Source organism: Streptomyces sp. NPDC044719 (assembly GCF_056433405.1).
The window spans coordinates 915,298-938,802 of sequence record NZ_JBWKHE010000002.1 but is presented as its reverse complement, the minus strand read 5'-3'; the positions used below and the strand labels follow the sequence as shown (position 1 = coordinate 938,802).

General features: G+C 69.0%; 22 protein-coding genes and 7 pseudogenes. 15 read left to right on the top strand and 14 right to left on the bottom strand.

Going from position 1 to position 23,505, the window contains the following annotated elements; translation table 11 throughout:
• Positions 1 to 20: 20 nt before the first annotated feature.
• On the top strand, positions 21 to 470 hold the full coding sequence (locus AC07DF_RS11060; RefSeq protein WP_478969275.1) for a hypothetical protein: 450 nt from the start codon (positions 21 to 23) through the stop codon (positions 468 to 470).
• A gap of 350 nt (positions 471 to 820) precedes the next feature.
• Here AC07DF_RS11060 and AC07DF_RS11055 read toward each other — a convergent pair whose 3' ends face one another.
• Positions 821 to 1,693: a haloalkane dehalogenase gene (locus AC07DF_RS11055; RefSeq protein WP_478969509.1), complete on the bottom strand. Its 873-nt coding sequence runs from the start codon at positions 1,691 to 1,693 to the stop codon at positions 821 to 823.
• Between the two features lie 85 nt (positions 1,694 to 1,778).
• Between AC07DF_RS11055 and AC07DF_RS11050 the strand changes: the two genes are divergently transcribed.
• Positions 1,779 to 2,261 carry a MarR family winged helix-turn-helix transcriptional regulator gene (locus AC07DF_RS11050; RefSeq protein ID WP_478969273.1) on the top strand — a complete coding sequence of 161 codons (483 nt, stop codon included), beginning with the start codon at positions 1,779 to 1,781 and terminating at the stop codon, positions 2,259 to 2,261.
• Positions 2,262 to 2,573: 312 nt separating this feature from the next.
• Here AC07DF_RS11050 and AC07DF_RS11045 read toward each other — a convergent pair whose 3' ends face one another.
• The gene (locus AC07DF_RS11045; RefSeq protein ID WP_478969271.1) at positions 2,574 to 3,479 is read right to left on the bottom strand and encodes a helix-turn-helix transcriptional regulator; all 906 of its coding nucleotides are present in this window, start codon (positions 3,477 to 3,479) and stop codon (positions 2,574 to 2,576) included.
• A gap of 134 nt (positions 3,480 to 3,613) precedes the next feature.
• Between AC07DF_RS11045 and AC07DF_RS11040 the strand changes: the two genes are divergently transcribed.
• The 6 genes and pseudogenes from AC07DF_RS11040 to AC07DF_RS11015 form a co-directional block, all read left to right on the top strand.
• The gene (locus AC07DF_RS11040) at positions 3,614 to 4,855 is read left to right on the top strand and encodes an MFS transporter (protein WP_478969269.1); all 1,242 of its coding nucleotides are present in this window, start codon (positions 3,614 to 3,616) and stop codon (positions 4,853 to 4,855) included.
• Between the two features lie 209 nt (positions 4,856 to 5,064).
• A pseudogene (locus tag AC07DF_RS11035) lies at positions 5,065 to 5,286 on the top strand (zinc-binding dehydrogenase); the annotation flags it as partial.
• A 79-nt stretch (positions 5,287 to 5,365) separates the two neighbouring features.
• The gene (locus AC07DF_RS11030) at positions 5,366 to 5,506 is read left to right on the top strand and encodes a zinc-binding dehydrogenase (RefSeq protein WP_478969507.1); all 141 of its coding nucleotides are present in this window, start codon (positions 5,366 to 5,368) and stop codon (positions 5,504 to 5,506) included.
• A 47-nt stretch (positions 5,507 to 5,553) separates the two neighbouring features.
• Entirely contained in the window at positions 5,554 to 6,597 is a 1,044-nt protein-coding gene (locus tag AC07DF_RS11025; RefSeq protein WP_478969505.1) for a zinc-dependent alcohol dehydrogenase family protein, read from the top strand.
• Positions 6,598 to 6,993: 396 nt separating this feature from the next.
• Positions 6,994 to 8,133, top strand: a complete 1,140-nt coding sequence (locus tag AC07DF_RS11020; protein ID WP_478969267.1) for an alpha/beta hydrolase — start codon at positions 6,994 to 6,996, stop codon at positions 8,131 to 8,133.
• A 77-nt stretch (positions 8,134 to 8,210) separates the two neighbouring features.
• Positions 8,211 to 8,499, top strand: a pseudogene (locus AC07DF_RS11015) (transposase); the annotation flags it as partial.
• 19 nt (positions 8,500 to 8,518) lie between these two features.
• On the opposite strand, the gene AC07DF_RS11010 reads toward AC07DF_RS11015, so the two are convergent.
• Positions 8,519 to 9,121, bottom strand: coding sequence for a CGNR zinc finger domain-containing protein (locus tag AC07DF_RS11010; RefSeq protein WP_478969265.1), 603 nt, complete (start codon positions 9,119 to 9,121; stop codon positions 8,519 to 8,521).
• 68 nt (positions 9,122 to 9,189) lie between these two features.
• On the opposite strand from AC07DF_RS11010, the gene AC07DF_RS11005 reads away from it, so the two are divergent.
• Together AC07DF_RS11005 and AC07DF_RS11000 are read left to right on the top strand one after the other, a co-directional pair.
• Entirely contained in the window at positions 9,190 to 9,579 is a 390-nt protein-coding gene (locus AC07DF_RS11005; protein WP_478969263.1) for a RidA family protein, read from the top strand.
• A 137-nt stretch (positions 9,580 to 9,716) separates the two neighbouring features.
• A pseudogene (locus AC07DF_RS11000) lies at positions 9,717 to 9,923 on the top strand (DUF6207 family protein); the annotation flags it as partial.
• A gap of 379 nt (positions 9,924 to 10,302) precedes the next feature.
• On the opposite strand, the pseudogene AC07DF_RS10995 reads toward AC07DF_RS11000, so the two are convergent.
• The 9 genes and pseudogenes from AC07DF_RS10995 to AC07DF_RS10955 all read right to left on the bottom strand — a co-directional run bounded on the left by AC07DF_RS10995 (position 10,303) and on the right by AC07DF_RS10955 (position 18,085).
• Positions 10,303 to 11,137 (bottom strand): annotated as a pseudogene (locus AC07DF_RS10995) (PIG-L family deacetylase).
• Between the two features lie 782 nt (positions 11,138 to 11,919).
• Entirely contained in the window at positions 11,920 to 12,831 is a 912-nt protein-coding gene (locus tag AC07DF_RS10990) for a helix-turn-helix domain-containing protein (RefSeq protein ID WP_478969261.1), read from the bottom strand.
• Positions 12,832 to 13,035: 204 nt separating this feature from the next.
• Positions 13,036 to 13,245: pseudogene (locus AC07DF_RS10985) on the bottom strand (IS5/IS1182 family transposase); the annotation flags it as partial.
• Positions 13,246 to 13,515: 270 nt separating this feature from the next.
• On the bottom strand, positions 13,516 to 14,256 hold the full coding sequence (locus AC07DF_RS10980) for a class I SAM-dependent methyltransferase (RefSeq protein ID WP_478969259.1): 741 nt from the start codon (positions 14,254 to 14,256) through the stop codon (positions 13,516 to 13,518).
• A gap of 184 nt (positions 14,257 to 14,440) precedes the next feature.
• Complete coding sequence (locus tag AC07DF_RS10975; protein WP_478969503.1) at positions 14,441 to 14,992, bottom strand: SDR family NAD(P)-dependent oxidoreductase; 552 nt, start codon at positions 14,990 to 14,992, stop codon at positions 14,441 to 14,443.
• A gap of 754 nt (positions 14,993 to 15,746) precedes the next feature.
• Complete coding sequence (locus AC07DF_RS10970; protein WP_478969257.1) at positions 15,747 to 16,256, bottom strand: DUF4396 domain-containing protein; 510 nt, start codon at positions 16,254 to 16,256, stop codon at positions 15,747 to 15,749.
• Positions 16,257 to 16,524: 268 nt separating this feature from the next.
• Positions 16,525 to 16,762, bottom strand: a pseudogene (locus AC07DF_RS10965) (DUF305 domain-containing protein); the annotation flags it as partial.
• A 117-nt stretch (positions 16,763 to 16,879) separates the two neighbouring features.
• A pseudogene (locus tag AC07DF_RS10960) lies at positions 16,880 to 17,062 on the bottom strand (DUF6153 family protein); the annotation flags it as partial.
• A 27-nt stretch (positions 17,063 to 17,089) separates the two neighbouring features.
• Positions 17,090 to 18,085 carry a GlxA family transcriptional regulator gene (locus AC07DF_RS10955; protein WP_478969255.1) on the bottom strand — a complete coding sequence of 332 codons (996 nt, stop codon included), beginning with the start codon at positions 18,083 to 18,085 and terminating at the stop codon, positions 17,090 to 17,092.
• A gap of 120 nt (positions 18,086 to 18,205) precedes the next feature.
• Between AC07DF_RS10955 and AC07DF_RS10950 the strand changes: the two genes are divergently transcribed.
• Both AC07DF_RS10950 and AC07DF_RS10945 read left to right on the top strand, forming a co-directional pair.
• Entirely contained in the window at positions 18,206 to 19,030 is an 825-nt protein-coding gene (locus AC07DF_RS10950) for a dienelactone hydrolase family protein (protein ID WP_478969253.1), read from the top strand.
• 681 nt (positions 19,031 to 19,711) lie between these two features.
• A complete protein-coding gene (locus tag AC07DF_RS10945; RefSeq protein WP_478969251.1) occupies positions 19,712 to 19,885 on the top strand; it encodes a hypothetical protein in 174 nt (57 codons plus the stop codon).
• Positions 19,886 to 19,953: 68 nt separating this feature from the next.
• On the opposite strand, the gene AC07DF_RS10940 is transcribed toward AC07DF_RS10945, so the two are convergent.
• Positions 19,954 to 20,844, bottom strand: a complete 891-nt coding sequence (locus AC07DF_RS10940) for a helix-turn-helix transcriptional regulator (RefSeq protein ID WP_478969249.1) — start codon at positions 20,842 to 20,844, stop codon at positions 19,954 to 19,956.
• 236 nt (positions 20,845 to 21,080) lie between these two features.
• On the opposite strand from AC07DF_RS10940, the gene AC07DF_RS10935 reads away from it, so the two are divergent.
• The 3 genes from AC07DF_RS10935 (at position 21,081) to AC07DF_RS10925 (ending at position 22,953) form a co-directional block, all read left to right on the top strand.
• A complete protein-coding gene (locus AC07DF_RS10935; protein WP_478969247.1) occupies positions 21,081 to 21,845 on the top strand; it encodes an SDR family NAD(P)-dependent oxidoreductase in 765 nt (254 codons plus the stop codon).
• 91 nt (positions 21,846 to 21,936) lie between these two features.
• A complete protein-coding gene (locus AC07DF_RS10930) occupies positions 21,937 to 22,779 on the top strand; it encodes an SDR family oxidoreductase (protein WP_478969245.1) in 843 nt (280 codons plus the stop codon).
• 42 nt (positions 22,780 to 22,821) lie between these two features.
• The gene (locus AC07DF_RS10925; protein ID WP_478969243.1) at positions 22,822 to 22,953 is read left to right on the top strand and encodes a hypothetical protein; all 132 of its coding nucleotides are present in this window, start codon (positions 22,822 to 22,824) and stop codon (positions 22,951 to 22,953) included.
• A gap of 100 nt (positions 22,954 to 23,053) precedes the next feature.
• On the opposite strand, the gene AC07DF_RS10920 is transcribed toward AC07DF_RS10925, so the two are convergent.
• The gene (locus AC07DF_RS10920; RefSeq protein WP_478969241.1) at positions 23,054 to 23,497 is read right to left on the bottom strand and encodes a winged helix-turn-helix transcriptional regulator; all 444 of its coding nucleotides are present in this window, start codon (positions 23,495 to 23,497) and stop codon (positions 23,054 to 23,056) included.
• Between the last annotated feature and the right edge of the window lie 8 nt (positions 23,498 to 23,505).

Here is a 23,505-nt window from a genome sequence, read left to right as displayed (position 1 = left end):
TACCTCGTAGGCTCCGAGTCATGAGCAACCGCGATCATGCTGCAACGTTCATCATCCTTGGGGCCCTGGTCGTCGTGTTCGGCATTACCTTCACGGTGTTCGTCATACCGTCGGGCCGGGAGGCCCAGGCGGACGAGGATGCAGCCACCGATACCGCCAACACGCTGCTGCATGCGCTTGGCCGAGGAGACGGAGCAGAGGCCTGTGGCCTCTTGACGAAACCCGCTGCCACCGCCCTGACCACCCAGCAGGGGAAGGATGACTGCCCCTCCGCCGTAAGGGATCTGGCCGACCCGCTGACCGCCGCGGAACGCGAAGCCGTGGCGGCTATGAAGCTGACCGATGACGACACCAGGGCGGAGAAGCGGGGGACTCAGCACACCGTACGGTTGGACACCAATCCCTTCGGCTACACCAGATTCCTGGTGGACCGGCAGGACGATGCGTGGCGCGTGATCCGCATGGAATGACAGTTCCTCGTGGTCACCGCATGGACCGTACGAACGACGGTCGGCAGCCATCATCCTCAACCCGCCATTCACCCCAGCTCCCATCCCGATTCACCCCAGCTCCCATCCCGTCCTCCGTCGACCCACCGTGGAGCGGGCATGGTTCCTGACATCCAGATGACGCGGATACCCGCCTCGGCTGTGGGCGCGAAATGCGTGGGCCTGTTCGCCCACAAGGGCATGACCAGCAACAGCCTTGTCCTGTTCGGGTCGGTCAACAGGCCTGGGTCGGGTCGTCGTGGTCAAGGGTCCCGGTGGCTGGCTGGCTGGCTCAACAACCGAATCACCTCCATCGACAGATCCGTGTGTGATCAGCGTCGCTGGTCGCCGGTCAAACTGTGCCGCCGAGCCCATGCGCCAATGGCGTCGGCGATGGCCTGGGGTTGGTCCTCGGGTGCGTGGTGGCCGGCCGGTCCGCAGTGCCGGGTTTCCAGCGCGGCAATGTTCGCCGCGCACCATTCGGCCATCTCTTTGCCGATCAGCAAGGTGGGCGAAGAGTCGAACGTGAGGAGCAACTTGGGTACCTCGCCGCTGCCGGCCAGCCATTTGACGTACTGCTCGACCCGTTCGGCGACATCGGTCGGCTTCCCGTCCAGCGGTAGCGAGCGTGCCCACTCCAGCACCGGGCGACGGCTTTCCCGAGTGGGGAACGGCGCCCGGTAGACCTGCATGTCCGCCTCGCTGACTGGGTTCAGCACGCCGCCGGTGAAGGCCGACTCCAGGAAGGCGTTTTGATCCAGCACCAGCGTCTCGCCCTGAGGTCCGCGCATGGCCTGGGCGCGCGAGCGCGGTCCGTCGCCCAGCTCGCTCCAGGACATCGGCCGAACGATGGTTTCGAAGAAGGCCATACTGCGGATCCGGTCAGGGTGGCGGGTCGCCCAGTCGAAGGCGAGTGCGCCGCCCCAGTCGTGGCCGACGAGCACCACCCCGTCCAGGCCCAGCTGGTCGAACCAGTCGTCCAGGTAGCGGGCGTGGTCGCCGAACCGGTACGGGACGTTGGGCTTGCCTGAGCGGCCCATGCCGATCAAGTCCGGGGCGAGCAGGCGGGCGGGCAGGTCGACTTCGGGCAGCACCTTGCGCCACAGGTGCGATGAGCTTGGGTTGCCGTGCAGAAAGACGAAGGGGGTGCCGCTGCCGGCCTCCTCGTAGAACATCGTCGAGTCCAGCACCTTCGCCACCGGCATGACGTCCTCCAATTGGTTCGTCACACTAACATTCTATCGCCAGGCAGAGTATTTTGTTCGTGTGACTAACGCAAGGGATGCGGGCATGAGTAACTACACGCCGGACACGGCTCGCTCGGCCGACCGGCAGGCCACTGCCGCACGGCTGCGGAATCTACGGACCCGGCTCCTGTCACTGGCCGCGATCCAGTCGGATCGTCTGGTGAACGAGAAGCTGGTGCGGGCGGATGCCCGCAAGTGGCATTACGCGGTACTCGCCACGCTGGACGAGTTCGGACCCGCGAGCCAGGCAGAACTGGTCTCCCGCACCGGGATCTACCGCAGTGACATGGTCACGGTCATCAACGAGCTGGCCGATCGCGGACTGGTGGAACGCTCCCCCAACCCCGCCGACCGCCGACAGAACGTCATTACCCTCACCCGGCAGGGCCACCGGCAACTGCTGAAGCTGGACAAACTGCTGGCCCAAGCGGAGAGCGAGGTCCTTGCGCCACTTACGCCGCCGGAACGCGAGCAGTTGGCCCGGCTCCTCGCTGTCCTTGTGCACCACCACGGCCAGGACATGTGAATAAGCCGCGCGTCAGCGGCGCGAGCCCGGACTGGCTGCCGCCGATCGCCACCACCTGGGCTGTGTGGGTCCACTCAGCGGTTTCCGGTCGGCATAGCGATGCGCGTCATCAGCTCCAGCCCCACCACTGTGCCCCACGATCTGCATGCGGATGGACCCGCCACCGGAGGCTGGGCGCGCTGCCGGCGACCTGTCAGTGAACGCGCGTCCGTTCGTCACCCGCTGGGTTGGCGAACGATGTGGACGAGGTGAACGAGTACACGGTGGCCGATGAGGGCTCAACGGCCTGCAGACGACGCCCTGCTCAGCCGCTCAGTGCAGTTGGTCGGTGGCCTCGGTCGCCCCGGCGTGGGTGGCTGCCAGGCTGGCGAGGAGGTTGAGGCGCTCTTCGGAGGTGCTGCCTGGTTCGGCGGTGTAGAGGCTCAGGTCGTGCACAGCTCGCTGCGACACGGGCAGGTCCACAGACTGGTAGGTCAGCTCCAGGGGGCCGACCTCCGGGTGTTGTAGCCGTTTGATGCCCTCGTGGCGGATACGGACGTCGTGCGCGGCCCACAGGGTGCGGAAGTCGGCGCTGACCGTGGACAGCTCGCCGATCAGTTCGCGCAGGACCCGGTCATGCGGTTCACGCCCAGCCTCGGCACGCAGCAGCGCGACGGTGGCGGCGGCGCCGGCCTCCCAATCGACGAAGAAGTCCTGTGAGCCGGTATCGAGGAAGTGGTACCGGGCGAAGTTTGCGCGGCCGCGCTTGTCGGTGGTGGGGCTGGCGAACATCGGAGCGTGCAGGGCCCGGCCGAGCGCGTTGTGGGCGATGACGTCCAGGCGGCCGTTGCGTACGAAGGCAGCGGACATCGTGATGGAGTCGAGCAGCCACTGAATGCGGGGCGGGACTTCGACGTCCCTGCGGCGGGACGGCGCGCGCCGGGCGGGCCTGGCGGCGCGGGCCAGATCGAACAGGTAGGTGCGTTCGTCCTCGTCCAGCTGCAGGGCTTGGGCGACGGCGGCGAGGACGTCTTCGGAGACGCCGCTGATGTGCCCCTTCTCCAGGCGGGTGTACCACTCGGTGCTCACTCCGGCGAGCACGGCGACTTCCTCACGCCGCAGCCCCGGGACCCGGCGGCGGCCGCTGGTGGGCAGCCCGGCCTGCTCCGGGGTGATCTTGGCGCGGCGGCTGGCGAGAAAGTCCCGGATCTCGGTGCGGTGGTCACTGTGGTCGTCCATGCGTTCCACCGTAGCCACCGGGGCGCGCGGAGGGAGGTTGAGCTTGTACCCCCCATAAACGCAACCTTCCTCAACCCTTGGACAGGCAGTTCCCTGGGACGCGTACCTCGATCACGAACCCCAGGAGATGGACCTTGAGTACGCGAGGAGCGACCCTCCACGCCCCCGCCGAAGCACGGACCGAGCAGCCTCATCAGGCACCGCGTGCCAGGCTTCCCCTCGTCGTCTACGTGCTCGCACTGGGCACGTTCCTGATGGGCACCACCGAATTCGTCGTGGCCGGTCTGCTGCCGGAGATCGCGGGAGACCTGCAGGTCAGTGTCGCCCAGACAGGCCTGATGATCACCGTCTTCGCCATCGGGATGATCGTCGGCGCGCCGCTGATGGCGATGCTGACTCTGCGGTTGCCCAAGCGGCTCACGCTGATGCTCGCTCTGGGCGTCTTCGCCGCCGGACACGTCATCGTCGCCCTCGGCTCGGACTTCACCCTGGTCCTGGCGGCACGGTTCCTGACCGCGATCGCCACGGGCGCCTTCTGGGCGGTGGCCAATGTGGCCGCCGCGCGCGCCGCGGGCCCTGCCGCCAGCTCCCGCGCCTTGGGGCTGGTCGGCGCCGGCGCCATGCTCGCCAACGTCGTCGGCGTGCCGCTGGGCGCATTCGCCGGACAGCTCATGGGCTGGCGCGGCCCCTTCTGGGCGCTCGCGGCCCTCTCCGCGGCGGCCATCGCGCTCATCGCCCGCACCGTCCCCCACGACGACGGCGATCAGCAAGCGGTGTCGATCCGCTCGGAGCTGACCGCTCTGCGCTCCGGCCGTGTATGGCTGGTACTGGCGGCCTGCGCCACCACGACCGGCGGTGTGCTGGCGGCGTACTCCTACATCTCACCCCTGCTGACCGACCGCTCGGGCATCGCGTCCGCGATGGTGCCGCTCGTCCTGGCCGGCTTCGGCCTGGGCGCCCTGGCCGGCTCGCTCGTCGGAGGCCGTCTGGGCGACCGCCGCCCGCACACGGTGACCGTCGTGGCCGCCGCGGGAGCCACGCTCCTGCTCCTGGCGATCTCCCTGCTGGCCGGCCACGCCGTGCCCACCATCATTCTGGTCGCCCTGCTGGGCTTCTTCGGGCTCGGCGCCAACCCGGTGCTGATGTCCTTGGCCGTCCGCTTCGCACGCCAGGCGCCCGTCCTGGCCTCCGCCCTGACCGTCTCGGCATTCAACCTCGGCACCGCCATCGGCTCCTGGGTCGCCGGCCTCACCCTCGACACCTCGCTCGGGACCACCGGCCCCGCCATGGTCGGCGCTGCCGTCGCCGCCCTCACCCTGATCCCCACCATCGCCATCGCGCTCCTCCAGCGCCGCCGCTCCGCAGCAGCCGTCTAGGCCGCCGCGGAGGCTCACGCCCGTACGCAGCACGCATCCTTCACGGAAATGAGGAGCCCACTACCTGATCCACGAATACCGCAAGCCGTCCGAAGGAGACGTGGTCCTCATCCACGCCGCCGCAGGCGGGGTGGGACTGCTTCTGGTGCAATGGGCACGCCACCTGGGCGCCCACGTCATCGGGACGGTGTCCACCGAGGAAGGCAGAAGTGGTCCGCCAAGCAGGCGCCCACGACGTCATTCGCTACACCGAACAGGACTTCGCGGAAGAGACCCTGCGCCTGACCAGCGGGCACGGCGCCGATCTCGTCATCGACGGCGTCGGAGCGAGCACCTTCCAAGGAAACCTTCAAGTAGCCGCCCTGCGTGGACACATCGTGATCTTCGGTGCGGCCAGCGGCCCCGCCGACCCCATCTCACCCAGCGTGCTCACCGAGCGCTCGCTGTCGTTGTCCGGCGGCGACCTCTGGCACTTCATGCAAGCCAGCGACGACATGCTCTCGCGCCAACGTGGTGATCGAGGGCATCGCGAACGGCTGGCTGGAACCACGCATCTCCCGGCTTCTCCCCCTGGCCGACGCCGCCCAGGCACACCGCCTGCCGGGAGACCGCCAGACCATCGGCAAGATCCTGCTCTCGATCGCCGGCTGACCCCACGCCGCCTCCATCACCCACTACCTGGAAACGGAGCACCACTGATGCGCGCAACACTCCTGTACGGCGCCGGCGACGTCCGCGTCGAGAACGTCCCCGACCCCGTCATCAAGCACCCCACCGACGCGCTGGTGCGGATCACCGCCTCCTGTGTCTGCGGCAGCGACCTGTGGCCCTACGCCTCCCACAAGCCGGAGGACGGCCCCGCCCGGATGGGCCACGAGTTCATCGGCATCGTCGAGGACACCGGCCCGGAGGTGACCACCGTCAAGCCCGGCGACCTGGTCGTCGCACCCTTCGCCATCTCCGACAACACGTGCGAGTTCTGCCGCGAGGGCCTGCACACCTCCTGCGCCCACGGCCAGGCCAACTTCTGGGACGGCGAAGCCGAGGAGGGCGGCCAAGCCGAAGCGGTCCGCGTCCCCCTTGCCGACGGCACCCTCGTCAAGCTCCCCGTCACCGCCGACTCCGCCCTCATCCCGTCCCTGCTGACCCTCTCGGACGTCCTCGGCACCGGCCACCACGCAGCCGTCGCGGGCGGTGTCAATGAGCGCACCCGCGTGACCGTGATAGGTGACGGCGCCGTTGGTCTGCTGGGAGTGCTGTCGGCCAAGTGCCTGGGCGCCGAACAGATCATCCTGATGGGCCGTCACCAGGCGCGCACCGACCTCGGCCGCGAGTTCGGCGCCACCGATGTCGTCTCCGCCCGCGGCGACGAAGGCATCGCCCAGGTGCGGGAGCTGACCGGTGGTCACGGCACGCACGTGGTCCTGGAGTGCGTCGGCAACATGCCCGCCTACCAGCAGGCCACCGGCATCGTCCGGCCGGGCGGTGTCATCAGCCGCGTCGGCGTCCCGCAGTACGAGGAGGCACCGATCGGCTTCGGCAGTCTCTTCCGCCACAACATCCGCCTGGCAGGCGGCCCCGCACCGGTGCGCGCCTACATCGAGGAACTGATGCCCGACATCCTCAACGGCACCATCGAACCCGGCAAGGTCTTCGACGTCTCCACGAACCTCGACGGCGTCCCGGCCGGCTACCAGGGCATGGCCGACCGCAAGAGCCTCAAGGTCCTCGTCAAGCCCTGACGCAGCGCTCGAGGGGAGGAGACGCGGGCTGTCCGCTGCCCGCGTCTCCTCCCCTTGTTCGGGCCATGGCTGCGACATGCACGGTTCTTCTGCGGCGACGCGGTCCCGCTTCCTGCTGTGCCGCCCTGCTGCCGCTGATCCCTCCCTGAAAACGCAGACGTACGCACGTCTACTGAATTCGAAGCACCACGATCGAGGGCCTGGCCGACGGCGACCGAATCCACCCGTCGCAGCAGGAGTTCGTTTGCCCCGCGGGGTGGGGGGTCGAGCTTGTACCCCCCATAAACCCGACCTGCCACGCCCGGCGCAGAAGCAGTTTCCTGGGAATCGCGCGTCGGTCACGACACCTACGACCGTCGCGCCTTTTCCCAACCGATCGAATATGAGGTCCACTCCATGGAACGTCGCAAAGCGCTCGGGCTGATCGCCGCCACCGGCGCCGCCACCGCCACCGCCTTCACGGCCGCCCCCTCCTTCGGTGAGGAGGCCAGCCGCGCCGCGGGCGCCACGGGGCAGGGCAAGGCCACGGGCAAGACCACGGCCAAGGGCGGCTACACCTTCGCGCTGGACAAGAACGTCAAGCGCACCTCGGTGCGGTTCAAGAACCGCTATGGCATCGACGTCGCCGCGGACCTCTACGTGCCGAAGAACGCCAGGGGCAAGCTGCCTGCCCTGGCGGTCAGCGGCCCGTTCGGTGCGGTCAAGGAACAGGCCTCGGGGCTCTACGCCAACGAGTTCGCCCGCCGCGGCTACGTCGCCCTCGCCTTCGACCCCTCCTTCACCGGGGAAAGCGGTGGCACGGCGCGCGACGTGGCCTCGCCCGACATCTACACCGAGGATTTCAGCGCCGCCGTCGACTTCCTCGGCCTGCAGAAGATCGTCGACCGCGAGCGGATCGGCGTGCAGGGCATCTGCGGCCTCAGCGGCATGGCTCTCACCGCGGCGGCCGCGGACAGCCGTATCAAGGCGGTCGCCACGTCCGTGATGTACGACATGTCGCGCAGCATGTCCCGCGGCCACGAGGACTACTACACGCGTGAGCAGCGCCAGAAGATCGTGGACCACCTCAGCCTGCAGCGCTGGAACGACGCCGAGAACGGCACGTTCGCGCGCGGGTCCCACGAGATCCCCTTCGACAAGAACGGCAACCCCGCCCCCTCGAACCGCGTCCTGCCCAAGACCCTCCCGGCGGACGCCGACCCGATCACGAAGATCTTCTTCGACTACTACCGCACCGAGCGCGGCTACCACCCGCGCTCGATCAACTCCACCACCGCGTGGACCGCGACCACGCCGATGTCGTTCTTCGCCTTCCGGCAGATGACGAACATCGACATGCTCGCGCCCCGCAAGGCCCTCCTGGTAGCCGGCGCCGACGCGCACTCCCGCTACTACTCCGAGGACGTCCAGGCGATGGCACCCGACACCGTCGATCTTGTGATCGTCCCGGGCGCGGACCACGTCGACCTGTACGACCGCAAGGACCTCATCCCCTTCGACAAGCTCGACGAGTTCTTCACCAAGAACTTCACCTGATCGGAAGTGCCCCCGGCAGGCCGGTACCGCTGCCGGCCCGTCGGGGAACCCACTGATCCCGGGCCGTGACCGGCAGGTCGGCCCGGCCCGCACCCGGCAACAAGTCAGACGCCCACGCCTGGCGCGAGTCCGACCTGCCCGCCGTAGCGGCCGGGACGACAGCGATCGCGGACGGCGCCTACCTGGGCAAGGGGCTGATCGTCCCGCTCCGGAGACGAGCCGGGCGCCCCCCTGCGCGGCCGCGAGGAAGACAACGCCGAGCACCGGCGGGTGCGGGCCCGTGTCGAGCACACCTTCGCCCGGATGAAGAACTGCAAGATCCTGCGCGACTGCCGCCAACGGGGAGACGGCCTCCACCACGCCGTCGCCACATCTGGAGGCTGCGTCACGAATCCGTGGCCCGCCGGGCGCGGAGAGTCCGGAGCTTGTGGCGGTTGCCGCAGCGTTCCATCGCGCACCAGCGCCGGGCGCCGGGGCGAGACGAGTCCACGAACACCAGCGGGCAGTTGTCGCTCGCACACTCGCGAATGCGCCCGGCAAGCGGCCCGGACAGCAGCTCGATCATCTCCCGCCCCAGCGTTGACAGCGCTTGCCCGGCCCGCACCGGTGGAGCCCAGCCCGTGGTCGTGCCGTCGGCGGCAAGCTCGGGGACCAGCGATGCCGCTGCCGCGGCCCGGTTGATGGTCGCGACCGCCCCGGCCGGCAGGGGGCGGCACGCTGCCCGGGCGTGCGCCGCGTCCCAGATCGCTTGACGAAGGGCTTTGGCCGCGGCCAGTTCGCGAACCGTCACGGGCACTGTCATGACCGCGGCCAGTGGAGGCTGGGCCAGCCATTCGCCCAAGTCGGCGGGCTCGTGGAGGGTCTCGAACACTGCGTACTGACCCTCGCCGCCGGTGTGGGCGAAGTCCAGGCAGGTGGCGCCGGCGTCGAACCGGAACGACCCTCCCTTGGGGTCGTGCAACACCCGTCCAGTTGCGCTCGTTCGCATGAAACCACTATAAGTGGTGCCGCATGGATAACCCCTATAACTGGTTTCGTTCTCAGAGGAGGCAAGACATGGGTGTGCGGCACATCAATCCCGACGGGCTGCATCGCAGCCCGGCCTTCAGTCAGGCCGTCGTGGTCGAACAGCCGGCGAAGACGATCTACATCGGGGGACAGAACGGCGTCGACGCCGACGGCAAGGTCGTCGGACCCACCGTCGGGGAGCAGGCCAGTCAGGCGTTCCGGAACCTCGCGACCATCCTGGAGAGCGAGGGGGCGAGCCTGGCGAACATCGTCCACTGGACTATCGCCGTGGTGGACGGCCACACGTTCGAAGAGGGTGTGGCCGCTTTCCAGGAGGTGTGGAACCGCGCCGACCCGCCGCCGGCGATCACGGTCCACGTCGTAGCCGGCTTGGGCCCCGGGTTCCTCGTCGAGATCGACGCCATCGCCGTCGTCTGAACCTCCCACTTCGATGGCAGACGATCCAGGCTCAACGTCGCAAAACACCGGAGGTTCACCCCGGGCCTTCATGAGGCGGACTGCTCGGCCGCGCGCTGACCGACGCCCTACGCCGTGGAGGCCTCCCACCGCCCGGGGAGGCGCTCGCCGGGCAGTGGGCCACGGCCCCGGCGGACCGGACGACCCGGGCCCCCGGCGAGCCCGGCGTACGGCTGCGCTGCTACCTGGACGTACGCCAGAACCGCAACTCCCAGCCCCGCGCCTGGCGCTCCAGAACGGAGCGAACACAAGGTGCGACCACGAAGGTCGGCACGCGGATCGTGCGGTCCTCCTGGCCCGTGTAGGGCCCGGCGGTCGGTGTCGCAGACCGTCCCCGTGGCCTGCTGCTTCTTCTGTTGACTCACGGCGTGTCGGACATCGGACCCTCAGCTTCGTGTCGCTTCCTCGACGGTCTGTCCTGTTCGGAGCAGACCGCCGGGCTGACCCGGGCTGCTGCGCGCCTTGTGAGTCAGCAGCCCGCACGTCTCCCCCCTGTACGGCTGCCAGATGGCCTGGGGGCAAGCGCGGTGTCGGGTCGGAAGCGCGGGGACGCGCCGACGCCGCCGGCGAGACCCTGGACGCGGCCTGCCGGAGCGGAACTCGCGTGGACAAGCCTCCCGGTGTGCGACCCGCTCGATCGCATCAGGCTGTCGATGCGATGTCCCGGCCCGTCGGACGAGCGGATCAGCGCAGTCCTGCGAATAGATCGTTCTCGGGTATGGCAGCGCCAGTGGCGTCTTGGACACGTACGAAGGTCTCCATGCCCATCAACTCGCCGAACCTCTCCTTGCCCATCCTGAGGAAGAAGATGTTCTCCCCCTGGCTGGCGTGCGCGGCCAGCGCGTCGAACTTCTGACCGCTGAACGCGGTGGTGTCCACCCACGTGGTGATCTCATCGTCGGGAAGACCGATCTCGGCCATCGCGGCGGCCTCGGCAGGATCCGGCTCCGGCATGTCCGGATGAAACTCGCGCATGATCTCGCCGAACCGCTGCATCCCCGAGCGGGGCATCGTGGTCCAGTACACCTTCGGTGACAGCTCGGTCATCTCCAGCGCCGCCATTGTGATGCGGTGGGCCTGGATGTGGTCGGGGTGGCCGTAGAAGCCGTTCTCGTCATAGGTGACGACCACATCGGGGCGGTAGTGCCGCATGAGATCGGCGAGGCGGGCGGCGCCTTCCGCCACGGGGGTCTGCCAGAAGGATCCGGGGGCGTCGTTGCTCGGCCAGCCCATCATCCCGGAGTCGGCGTAGTCCAGCATCTCCAGATCGCTGATCTTCAGAACCTCACGGCTCGCCTCGAGTTCCTGACGGCGCATCACGGCGATCGCCGCCGGATCATGCCCGGGATCGCCGGGCTTGACGCCCCCCCGGTCCGTCACCGCAACCGCCGTCGGTACACGTGACGAGAACCGTGCGGATGCCTTCCGCCGCGTACCGCGCGAGGACACCCCCGGTTCCGGTGGCCTCGTCGTCAGGGTGGGCGTGTACTGCCATGAGCGTCATAGGCCGGCCAGTCATGAAACAGTCCTCCTGCAGAAGTACGTCTTTTCAAAGCGCGCGGCAGGCGTACCGCGATCCTGAGGCCCGGATCCTGGTGGGGCGGACGACCTTGTGGTCTCCGTGTTCCCCGCCCGTGCGGCGCCGGGCCCTCGGTCGATGCAACCCTGCCGGCCGGACCAACTGTTCCCGGCGCGGCCACTTGGCCTTCCAGGCGTCGGCGTTCAACGCGAACGACGCGAACGAGGTACAGGCGGGACTGCTCCCCGTGACTGGCGAGGAACAGGCAGCTGTCGATGATGGTCATCCGGTCCCATCCCAAGCCAGTTGCTGCCGGTCAGTGAAGTGCGGCGAGGCGCGGATGACACGGCCGGCTACGCCGTCGCCTTCAACCTCGGTTCCATGCGGCCGGTCACAGGATCCGCATCGGCCGTGCCGAGAGCTACGAGATTCGGGACGAGGATGTCGCCCGGCTTTCTCCGTTCAAGGAACGGCACATCAACTTCCTGGGCCGCTATCTGTGCAATATCCAGGACAGCGGCCCTAGGCAGGGCCTGCGAGCCTTCCGCGTCCGGGACGCGAACAAAGACGCCGATGCGGAATGACGGGCAGCGTTTTTGTGGGGGCCGCTGTCAGCTGCCGGGTCCGGTGTCTGGGAGCCGGACTTGGGGTGTGGGTGGGAAGCCGCAGGAATACGGTGGCGTGGGTCGCGGTGGGGGCGAGGGTGTGGGTGACGATGGTCGGCCCTGGGTCGGCGGGGACTTCGATGGGAGGGGCCGCCCGGGACGCCTACATGCGGCCGGTCAGTCCTGATCTGCGGCGCGCAGAGCCCGCGCCAGCCACTCCAGTTCCTCGGTCGCATCGGGCGCCGAACCCTGCCCGCGCACGCGGGCGACAAGCCTGCGGTAGCGCTCCGCCCCCGCATCGATCCCGGCCTCCACGCTGCGCCGTACGGCAGTCCGATCGGCATCGCCGAACAGCTCGGACAGCGCCTCGGCCGCCTCCGGTCCCTCGGGGGCGACCCCGCGTTTCCTGACCTCCGCGACGGTCTGCACGACCTGCCTGGCCCACCAGACGGACGCCCCGGGGGGACGGCCCTGCCCCGGCACGGGCGTGTTGAGCTGCATCCAGGTGCGCAACCGGGCGCGAAAGCCGGGGTCCCGCACCAGTTCGGCCAATTCGATCCAGGCGTCTACCTGATCGGGTGTGGGATCGTCGGGCAATTCGATGCTGAGGGTGTGCAGGCGGTCGCGCAGGTGCGGCTCGACGTCGAGACCGCCGAACACCTCCTCCTTGAACTCGTCGATGATCTGCTTGCGTTCGGCGGCGGAAAGCCGCGCCAGCCGGTTCATCAGTGCTGTCTCCTCAGCGGTCGAACCACGCGTCGCCACGGTGGACAGGACGGCCCGGCTCACCTTGAGCGAGCGGATCTGCGCATCGAGCGCGGCCACCTGCGCGCCGGCGACCTCGGCGACCGTGGTCCGGCCGCTCAGCACCCGGCACACGTCATCGATACCGAGGCCCAGCTCCCGCAGGGTGCGGACCAGCTCGACACGGGCCACGGACCCGGCGTCGTACAGCCGGTAACCGCTCGCGGAGCGAGCCACGGGCGGCACCGCTCCCTCGTCCGACCAGAAGCGCAGGGTACGCACCGGAAGTCCGGTGCGGAGCGCAAGCTGGCCGATGGTGAGCACGTCGGGTCGTTCGTCTTCCATGGGCGCGATCCTGAACCCTCCAGCCACTGGAGACTCAAGTGACTCATTGCGACAATCCGAAAGTGGAGCACGCGGACCCCGACGGGGCCGCAGGTCTGTCTGTGGAACAGGCCGCGGAACTTGCCCCGCTCCCACAGCCAGCCCGACGTCCTCATCCTCGGCTTAAACCATGTCCTATGTGGTGAGGCGGATGAGTCGCTTGTAGCGGGCGATGCGGACGCCGATGCGTTTGCCGCGGAGCCATCTGCGCAGGTCGGCGCGGTCGCTGGGACTCGAAGTGGCGGCCGTTGTGGGGGTCGTGTCTCGTTTGGTGACCCTCCACCATCGGCTACAGTCCCTCGCTGTCGTGGGTGTTGCCGGCAGAGACGCCGACAAAGACGGCAGTCCGTTTGCGTCCGACAGGATGTGCACACGGCCCTCTACCAGATCAGGAACCGGCGTTTAGCGGCCGATACCCTGGGTGAACAGGCCGCGGACAAGGGGGGCTTCCTCACGGTGGGTGCGCCCGCACTTGCATACGCGTGCGGGCCGGACCCGGGCCGTGGCCACACGTTTCGACAACGCGCCTACGTCTTCCACGGGACCGCACCCTCGCCTCGATCCGGCTCTGGCTCCGCCCAGGATCAGCCGGGGCCCTGGGCATGTCCGGTGAGGGGATGCCTTCGCGTCTCGGCGCGGCGGGACTTACGGTTTGTGGGTTACCCAGAGCAGTTCCGCCGGCCAGCGGTGTGCCCAGTCGGGTGGGTCGGTTTCGTTGTAGCCGTTGCGTGTTCCGATATCGGGCCGCGGCTCGATGAGGTCGTCGATGATGAGACCCGCGCCGCGCAGGACCTTGACCCAGTCGCCGTAGGTGAGCTGATAGCTGGTCGCGCCGTCGTCTTCGGCGATGGTGTTCAGCCCGAAGTAGTCCTGCTGCAGCGTCGTGGTCACGCGGCCGGCGGCTTCGTCGTAGCAAGCTTCGAACCATGGGCTGGCGACGTTGAACACCAGGCGCCCACCTCGGCCCAAGACACGTGCGGCCTGCGGGACGGCCAGGTGCGGGGGCGCCCAACTGAGCCCACCGAAGTCGCAGAACACCAGGTCGAAGCTGTCTGCGGCGAAGGGGAGCTGTTCGGCGGCGCCTTGCACTAGCGGGTAGCGGGCCGCTCCCATCGCGCGGGCCGCTGCGGCGAGTTGGGCTTCGGACAGGTCGAGCCCGACCACGATGGCGCCCTCGGCGGCGAGCGCCCTGGACCACTGGCCGGCACCGCAGCCGAGTTCGAGGACGCGCTTGCCGGTGACGTCGCCAAGGGCGTTCAGGTGCGCGTCGGGGATGGAGTACATGCCCCACAGCCGGGGTGCGGCGCCGATGTGCGGGTCATGCTTGCGCTGGTAGGCGCTGCTGATCTGGTTCCAGAGCCGCCGATTGGCGGGGATGCTGTCCACGTGCCGACTCCAGCACTGCCTGCCGGAGGCGGTCAACACGATTGGGGCACTGGCCGGCTCTCGCCTTGAACCGGCCCTGGCTCGCCATGACGGCGTACTCGCGGGCGAGCGGCCGGCCGTTGGTGATCACTGAGGGGGGCGCGGATCGGCGGTCGAGCGTGTCGAGGACAGTCGAGGGCAATCGTCACGACCTGCTCCCGGCGACGTCGTAGAACTCGGCCCGGGTGGCGGGGCACAGGGCCAGGACGCGCAGGTTCGTACCGCGGGTCTCCTCCCACAGCGATTCGGTGAAGCTGAGGACGAATGCCTTGGTGGCGCCGTAGACGCTCAGGTATGGGGTCGGCTGGAAGCCCAGCAGGCTCGCGACGTTGATCAGGACGCCGGTGTCGGCAGAGGTCAGCGGGGCGATGTAGGCGCGGCTGAGGTCGACCAGCGCGCTGGCGTTCAGCGCGATCATGCTTTGCAGGCGGTCGGGATCCTCGTCGGTAAACGCGTCGTGGGTGCCGAAACCGGCGTTGTTGACCAGTCCGGTGGCGTAGATGTCGCGGGACTCGAGTTCGGCACGCAGCGTGCGGCCGGCGTCGGGCAGGCCGCGATCGCGGGCGACGGCGGTCACCGTGACGCCGTGGCCGCGGGTGAGTTCGGCGGCCAGGCTTTCAAGCCGGTCCGCCCGGCGGGCCACCAGCACGAGGTTCGCGCCGCGGCGGGCCTTGGGGTCGGTCGTGGAGGGGCACAGTCCAGGGCCCTTGCAGGCTGTGATCAGCGAAGAGCGGTTCCAGTGCCGCGTGGCGAGCCTGGTAGGGCTGCGCTGTCAGGTCGGCGCCCGCCCGGAGCAGGTCGAAGGCGACGAAGTGGGCCGGGCCAGTGGCCGGCTGCTCGTGCATAGGTCGCCGCCCGGAGGTGCGCACTCTGCTGAAGACAAACGAACATCAGCCAGGCACGACCCGGACTGCCGAGGGCGGCCGCAGCCCGCTGCGCCCCTCGCGGGCGAGACAGCGCGACGCGGACTGCGGCCGCGCAGAGCCCCCAGCGGTAGGCGAACCGAGAACGCACCTTAGACAGTCGTCCAGACCGACACCCCTCGGGAGCACAGCACAGGCCAGTTTTCCAGGCTAAATCCTGAGTACTGGCGCCCAGCCTGCTGTTACTCACTTTCGGTGACCGCCCGGTCCCCTGCGGGGTGGCACACCGTGGCGGAGATATGCCGCGCCTCAGTCCCCTCACGGCGTGTCCATCTGTCAGCGCGTCACCTCACGCAAGGGCGGTATAGATGGAAGTCGCATCCGAGAGGACTGCGGAGGAGTCCGTCCAGGGCCTCGGCCACGCGGGCGTGGTGGGTGCGCATGTGGCGTAGTGGATCCCGGCGACGTGCCCGGCCGTGTTCGGCCGATCTGCCAGCGCACGTTAGCCGCGCCCGGCCACGCCGTGACATACGCCCGGGCCCTGGGAGCCCTTGGCGGGGGCTCCCGGCCGCTCGGCGGCTGCTGAGGTCAGTGGTAGGCGTGGACGACGGCGTGGCCCTTGCCTCGGCCGATCATCCACTTGTTGAGCGGGGTGGTGACAAGGAAGGCCACAGCGAAGCCGCCCAGCAGCGCGCCCCAGAACAGTGCCTCGTCCAGGTGGGCGTCCATGGCCCCGGGGACCAGAGCGATGATGCCGTTGTCGACCAGCTCCATCACCGCGATGGAGACGGTGTCGGCGGCCAGCGCCACCTTGATCGCGGTCTTGAGGTCCAGGCCGGCCCGCACGACGGCGAACAGCGTGAACGAGTATCCGAAAAGGAATGCCAGCCCGATCGCCAGCGCCATGGTAGGGACGTTGCCCCACAGCAGGGCGGTGCCGATCGCCATACCGGTGATCTCGCCGATGGCGCACCCGGTCAGGCAGTGCAGGGTTGCCTTCGCCGCCATGCCCCAGGACGCTCCGGCAGGCCCGCCGTGGTGACCCTCGTGCGCGGCGTGGTCGTGCACGGTGCTGGCGTGGTGAGCGGTGTGGTCCATGACCTTCATCCCCATTCCCGTCCAGTGTGGTCCGTTCCCGTCTTCCGCCAACGGTATACCCCCTAGGGGTATTTTTCCAGGGGTGATCGGGCGCAGCGGCGATCCGATGGGGCACCGTGCGGGTGCATGCCGCGTCGATGGATTCGTCGATGGATTCGTGGACCGTGTCGGGGCCGGCCGCGGCCGGCAGGCGCGTCCCGTTCACGCGGTGGGCACACAGGGACGGGGCGGGCACGCTGGGCGCCCGCCCCGTGCTGTCGGCCTCGGGTCAGTCCGTGCCGAGCAGTTGGTTCATCTGGCTGATCTCGGCGCTCTGCAAGGTGATGATGTCACCGGCCATCTTCCTGGCCGGGGGGGTAAGCACCGTCGGCCTGTTCGGTCCGGGCCATGGCCAACGCGCCCTCGTGGTGCTTGATGATCATCTCCATGAAGGCGTCGTCGAACGCCGTGCCCGAGGACTCCTTGAGCTTGTCCATCTCCTCGGCGATCATCGTGCCCTCCCCTCCACGCGCGACCACGACGGGCCGCGGAATCCGCGGATTCAGGGGTGTGCGCGAGCGCGGCACCGCTCCGGCGCATGCCGGGACGCTGGTGCCGTGCGCACGGCTCTCTATCCGCAGAAGTTGCAGCTCAGAGAGGTCAGGCGGAGCCACGGCCGCTCTCGGCCGACGCGGGCGCGCAACGGCCGGTACAAGCACGACGGGCGCGTCCACGACTGCTGCGCTCAGCGCAGGCGGCACGTGCGTCGAGCCGATCCCGGCCGCCACACACGCGCTGTCCGCATGATCAAGGCGATCCGCCCCGCCAACGGTGTGCGAGACGTCCTGGAGCCATCATCGGCGACGGCCCGTGTGGCGCGCCGGCTCCTGCCGGTCGCCGCGGCGACGGAATACCGCCCGGTACTCCCCCGGCCGCCGACCCGTATGCCGGGCGAAGATACCGCCGAACGCCCCGGAGTCGCGGTAACCGACGTCGGCGGCGATACGTGCGATGGTCCTGTCGGTCGTCTCCAGCAGGTGTCTGGCTCGACGCACCCGGGCCGCTTGCAGGTACGCCAGGGGCGTCTCGCCGGCTTCCTCACCGAAACGACGGAGCAGGGTTCGCGTGCTGACGTGGAACTCTTGAGCGAGGGCGGCCAGGTTGTAGGGAGCGGGGAGGTTTTGGTCGAGCCAGCGCTTGACGCTGAGTGAGAACTCCCTGCCCATGGGAGGTATGAGCCCCAAGTCGACATAAGGAGTCTGCGTGGAACGTGCGTCATCGACCAGGGCGATCCGCGCGGTGCTACGGGCGACGCCGGGGCCGTGGTGCTCGCGGACGAACTGCAGCGCGAAGTCGTACATGGCACTGAAGGCGGCGGTGGTCGTCACCCCCCGGTCGGTCACGACCAGGTTCTCCGGGCGCAGGCGCACGTCGGTGTACCTGCGGGCGAACCGGTCCGCGAACAACCAGGACGTGGTCGCTTCGCGCCCTGCGAGCAGCCCGGCCTCAGCGACCAGGAAGGCGCCCACGCAGATCGACACCACGGCGGTCTGCGAGGCTGCCTGAGATCGGATCGAGGCTAATTCCGGTTGCAGGTCCGCCAGTGTCGCGTCGAGATCGAGCGTGGGCGCGAGCTCGAAGCCCGGCACGATCAGGACGTCCACGGGGCGGACAGGCGAGACGTCCAGGACCGAGCCCCCGCAGGAGATCACACGCCGCCGGGGCGAGATGACCGATGCCTCGTAGGCCGGCTGAAGCGAGCCTTGCGCGGCGGCCACGTGCGTTGCCATGGCCAGGAGGTCGGGAACTCCGAAGACCTCTGAGGCGAAGCAGCCCGGGTAGGCCAGCACGCCGACTCGCAGCGGACTCATGTGGCCCTCCGGCGGTTTCGAACGAGTGGCGATATTACCCGGACAGGTGGCGATCCCGCCGCTTCTCACGAGAAGGGGCCGCTCACCATCATCTCGGTCATGACCATCATGCGAGGACAGAGCGACCCGTTGGACGACTTCACACGCACATCCGTCAGCGTCGATGGCGTCGACAAGACCGTGTACGTCGCCGGGACAGGTCCAGCCGTCATCCTCATGCCCGAGATGCCCGGCATCAGCCCCGACGTCGCGCGGTTCGCGCGCTGGGTGCGCGACGCCGGCTTCTCCGTGTATCTGCCCTCCCTCTTCGGCGTCGACGGCGCCTACCCGCTGACCGAGGCGCGCGAAAGCGTCGTTCGACGCGCGTGCGTCAGCGCCGAATTCCGTGCCTTCGCCGGCGGCGGCACGAGCCCCGTGGTCACCTGGCTGCGCGGCCTCGCGCGCCTGGCCCACGCCGAGCGTGGCGGGCCCGGCGTCGGCGCCGTCGGGCTGTGCTTCACCGGCAACTTCGCCCTGACCATGGCACTCGAACCCGCCGTCATCGCCCCCGTGGTCAACCATCCCTCGCTTCCACTCGATGACCCCGGCGCTCTGGAGATCAGCGACGAAGACGCCGCTGCCGTGGCAGAACGCATCACACGCGACGGACTGCAAGTCCTCGCCTACCGCTTCGACAACGACACGTGGTGCACGGGCCGGCGGTTCGCGGCCTACCGAGCGCTGCTCGGGGACGCATTCGACGGCCGCGTCCTGCCAGCCAGAACAGCGAACACCAACCCCCCGCCCTTCTTCCGCGACGTCGTCGGATGCGCCCACAGCGTCGTCACCGCACACCTCGTCGACCAGGACGGCCACCCCACCATGCAGGCCCGCGACGACATCATCGCCTTCCTGGCCGAACGGCTCACGACGAAGCCCGGATGATCCCCCTTGACGCTCCAGCAGCCCACGACACACACCACAGAACGGCCATCCCCTCCCCCAACCCACGCACAGTGCCAGGACACCACGAGGCAGGCCGGGCCGCCCGGGACGGGAAAGGCGGCGCGGACGCGGATGGCGGTGTCTGGCTGGAGCAGGGTGTGGGCGTAGAGCATGCCGGGGTCGAAACCCACTGGCGCGCTGCCCCAGCTTTCCCAGTCCAGGATCTGCAGGGATGCGGTGAGGTTCGCCCAGTGCAGGTCCATCTCCAGCACCCCGGCAAGCTCCTGCCACCAGGAGTCCGGCAGAGGGAGCGCCTGCTGGAGGATCGGGTCGTCGGACAGGACGGGCTGGTTCACGCGGGCCGACAGCTCGGCGCGGTAGGCCATGGGTCGTCGACGGTGTCGTGCACGCCCAGGAGGGCGGGCCGGTGTCCGTCGAGGTCGCCGAAGGCGTGGTGGAGCAACCGTCCCACAGCTCTTCCGACGCCTTGCCCTCCGGGGCGGACACTCGCGCGGCTCACCGCCGGGGAGGACACCGCGGTGCGCTGACCCGCCCCGGAAGCCGCAGCCACGCCGGGGCACCGGCGGCGGTGCGGGCCCGGGGGACCCAGGGTGCGCCCAGCCCAGCCCAACCCCAGAACTCCCCGCCCGGCTCGGCCAACTACGCTGCCTCATCGGAATCGTGCGGCCACGCCGCCAACCTGAGCACGTTCTGGTCGGCAAGGCCTACACGTCGAGGAACGACCCCCGTTACCTGCGACGACGCGGCCTCCCCCACCCCATTCCCGAACGGCTCGACCGGGTGGAGGCCAAGGGCCTGGTCGAACGGGTGCGGGAGAGCAACGACCGGCGCTAGGTCAGATCCGCCCCACCGAGCACCACAGGGCATGCCGACGGGCTGGCATGATCCAGGCCAACGACCTCTCAACCTCCAGCTGAGTCGGTCTTCTCTTCACGAGCGTGCGGCCCGGTGCCCGAAGTGCCACTCCAGCTGGCGAGGAGGCCCAGGGCTTGGGCAGAAGGGGAAGCCGGTTCGGGGGTGTAGATGGTGAGGGTCTGTTCGGGGTCGCCTTCTACGGCCAGGACCACGTAGTCGAGGGTGAGGTCGCCGACGAGCGGGTGGTGGAGGCGTTTGGTACCGGTGGTGTGGGCTTGGACGTCGTGGTCGGCCCACATGCTGCGGAAGGTGTCGCTGTGCAGGGACAGTTCCCCGATCAGCTCGGTGAGCTGCGGGTCGTCGGGGTGACGTCCGGCGTACAGGCGCAGCATGGCCAGACAGTCGCCGGCGACCCGGTCCCAGTCGGCGTACAACGTGCGGGCTGCCTCGTCGAGGAAGACGAAGCGGGCGAAGTTGCGCTCGCGGTGAGGCCGGGCCTCGAAGTCGGTGTAGAGGGCGTGGGCCAGCCGGTTTGCGGCCAGGACGTCTGTACGTCGTCCCTGGACCACCGCGGGGACGCTGAGAGAGTCCAAAGTCCGGTAGAGGACCGGGTGGACTCGCTGCGGGGCGAGGGCGCGCTTGCGGCGGGCCCGGGTAGCGGTGGGCTGGGCGAGCTCGAAGAGGTGCGCACGTTCGGTGTCATCTAGATGCAGGGCGCGGGCGACGGCCTCCAGAACGGATTCGGAGACGCCCTGGGTGCGGCCCCGCTCCAGGCGGATGTAGTAGTCGACGCTGACTCCGGCGAGCTGGGCGACTTCCTCGCGGCGCAGCCCCGGCACGCGGCGGACGCCGCCGTGCGGGGCGAGGCCGGCCTGTTCGGGGGTGATCCGGGCCCGGCGGGTGCGCAGGAACTCACGGATCTCGCTGCTGCGGTCCATGGGTCCACGGTACGGCGGTACCTGGCAGGTCAGCGTGCTGAAGGGGGTACTGGCAGACCCCCGGAAGAGCGGTGCCCTTCATGGCGCTCCCCGGGACGTTCGCGGGTGGTTGCCTGGAGAGAGCGGGCCCGGTGCACGGCACTGATCCTTCGAGAAGTCGCCGTGCCGGTCGTAGGAGATCGTCGCTGCCGCTGCCCGCCGTTCTGCCCTTAGTACGTCTGGAGATGAGGACCCCCATGGCTCCAAAACTGACCGGCACGGTCGCGGTCGTCACCGGCGCGAGCAGCGGCATCGGTGCCGCCACCGCCCGCGAGCTCGCCGAGCAGGGCGCCTCGGTGGCGCTGGTGGCCCGCCGCAAGGACCGCCTGGAAGCCCTCGCTGCCGAGATCGAGCAGGCCGGTGGCACGGCACTGGTGGTGGCAGCGGACATCACCGACCGTGTCCAGGCCGAGGGCGCCGTACAGCAGGTCATCGAGCGGCTCGGACGGCTGGACACCCTGGTCAACAACGCCGGCCTGATGCTTCTGGGCCCCGTCGAAGGCGCGGACGCCGAGGAGTGGGACCGCATGATCGCCGTCAACGTCCAGGGCCTGCTCTACATCACCCGGGCCGCCCTGCCACACCTGCTGAAGGCCGCCGAACAGGACCCGCGCCAGGTCGCCGACATCGTCAACATCGGCTCGTATGCCGGCCGCGTGGCGAGCAAGGGCTTCGGCGTGTACAACGCCACCAAGTTCGGCGTCCACGCCTTCACCGAGTCCCTGCGCCAGGAAATCACCCAGCGCCACGTACGCGTCGGTGTCCTCGAGCCGGGCGCCGTGGAGAGCGAACTGGGCACGCACAACAAGCCCGAGATCCGCGACGAGGTGATCAACCCCTTCTTCGAGGGAACCGAGGTCCTCGCCCCCGAGGACATCGCCGACGGCGTCGCCTACATGGTCACCCGTCCCCGCCACGCCGCCGTCGGCGAGCTGTGGATCATGCCCACCGAGCAAGCCTGAGCACCTCCATCGCCCGGCCTCCCCGGCCAAGGCAACCCATCAACCACCCCCATCCACCCGGGCCGCATACGGCCCCGGAAAGGAACCCGTCATGAGCAAGGTCATCTTCGTCACCGGTGCCGGACGCGGCCTGGGTACCGACATCGCCCGCCAGGCCCTCGCCACCGGCCACCAGGTCGTCGCCACCGGCCGCCGCCCCGAGGAGGTCGAGAAGACCCTGGGCGGCCCGCAGGACAACCTGCTCGCCACCAAGCTGGACGTCACCAGCCTCGAGGACGCACAGGCCGCCGCGCAGGCCGCGGTCGACCGGTTCGGCCGCATCGACATCCTGATCAACAACGCCGGGAACTTCTACGCCGGCTTCTTCGAGGAGATCTCCCCGGAGCACATGCACCGGCAGATCGAGACCAACCTCTACGGGCCCATGAACGTCACCCGCGCTGTCCTGCCCGTCATGCGCGCTCAGCGCGACGGCCACATCATCACCCTGTCCTCGATCGCCGGCCTGGTCGGCTCGGAGTTCAATTCCGCCTACGCCGCCTCCAAGTTCGGCGTCGAGGGCTGGATGGAAGCCCTGCACCACGACATCAAGCCCTACAACATCCGCACCACGATCGTGGAGCCCGGCTTCTTCCGCACCGAGCTGCTCGTGGACGCCTCCACCACCTGGCCCGAGCCGACCATCGACGACTACGCCGAGCGCACCACCGCCACGGTCGAAGCCTGGAAGAGCATCAACGGACAGCAACCCGGCGACCCCGCCAAGCTCGCCCACGCCCTGCTGACCCTCGCCGACCAGATCGAGCCGCCGCTGCGCTTCCTCGCCGGCACCGACGCCATCGAAGGCGCCACGGCCAAGGCCAAGGAACTCCTCGCCCAGGCCGAAGCCTCCCGCGAACTGGGCGGCAACCTGGCACACGAAGAAGCTGCCTGAGCGGCAGCACCACCAGCGTCTGACCTTCCCGCCCGGGATCTCGTGGCTCTCGGCGCGGAGCTGGTCGACGGCCGCGTCAAGGCGGCGGGTCGTCCACAGCACGACGGCGTTGAGGGCCAGACCGAACCCGCCGGACTGGCCCTCCGTCCCGTCCCGGCCGAGATGCACACCTGAGTGCGCCCGTGAGGCCACTACCTTGGCGATCGCACCAGACGATGGTCGACAGGCATGTCTCTTCAGCGCGTTGGCCGGTTGATCGGATGTGCCTGTCCAATTAGTGATCAGTCATACGATGTGGAGCCGGATACGGAGCCAACGCCGACCCGTTGTGCAGCACTGGCGCTGGCGCCTCAGCAGCGTCGACGTCCTCCGCGATGGCGGCGGACACAGAGAGCTGGGGATCCTGGACGGTCTCACCCCACTGCGCCATCGCGTCCAGCACCGTGCGCAGCTGCTGCCCGAGCGGCGTGAGCTCGTATTCGACGCGCGGCGGTACCTCGGCGTGGACGGAACGGGTCACAATCCCGTAGGCCTCGAACCTTCGCAGACGGCTGGTCAGGGTGTGCGGACTGATCCCTGGAAGCGCGGCACGCAGTTCGGAGAAGCGGCGCTTGCCCGGCAGCAGCTCCCGCACTACCAGAGTCGCCCACGGCCCTTCCAGCACGGCCAGGAACCGGGCGACCCCGCATTCGGGAAGAGGCGGAATGTTCGTTGTCACATACCGGA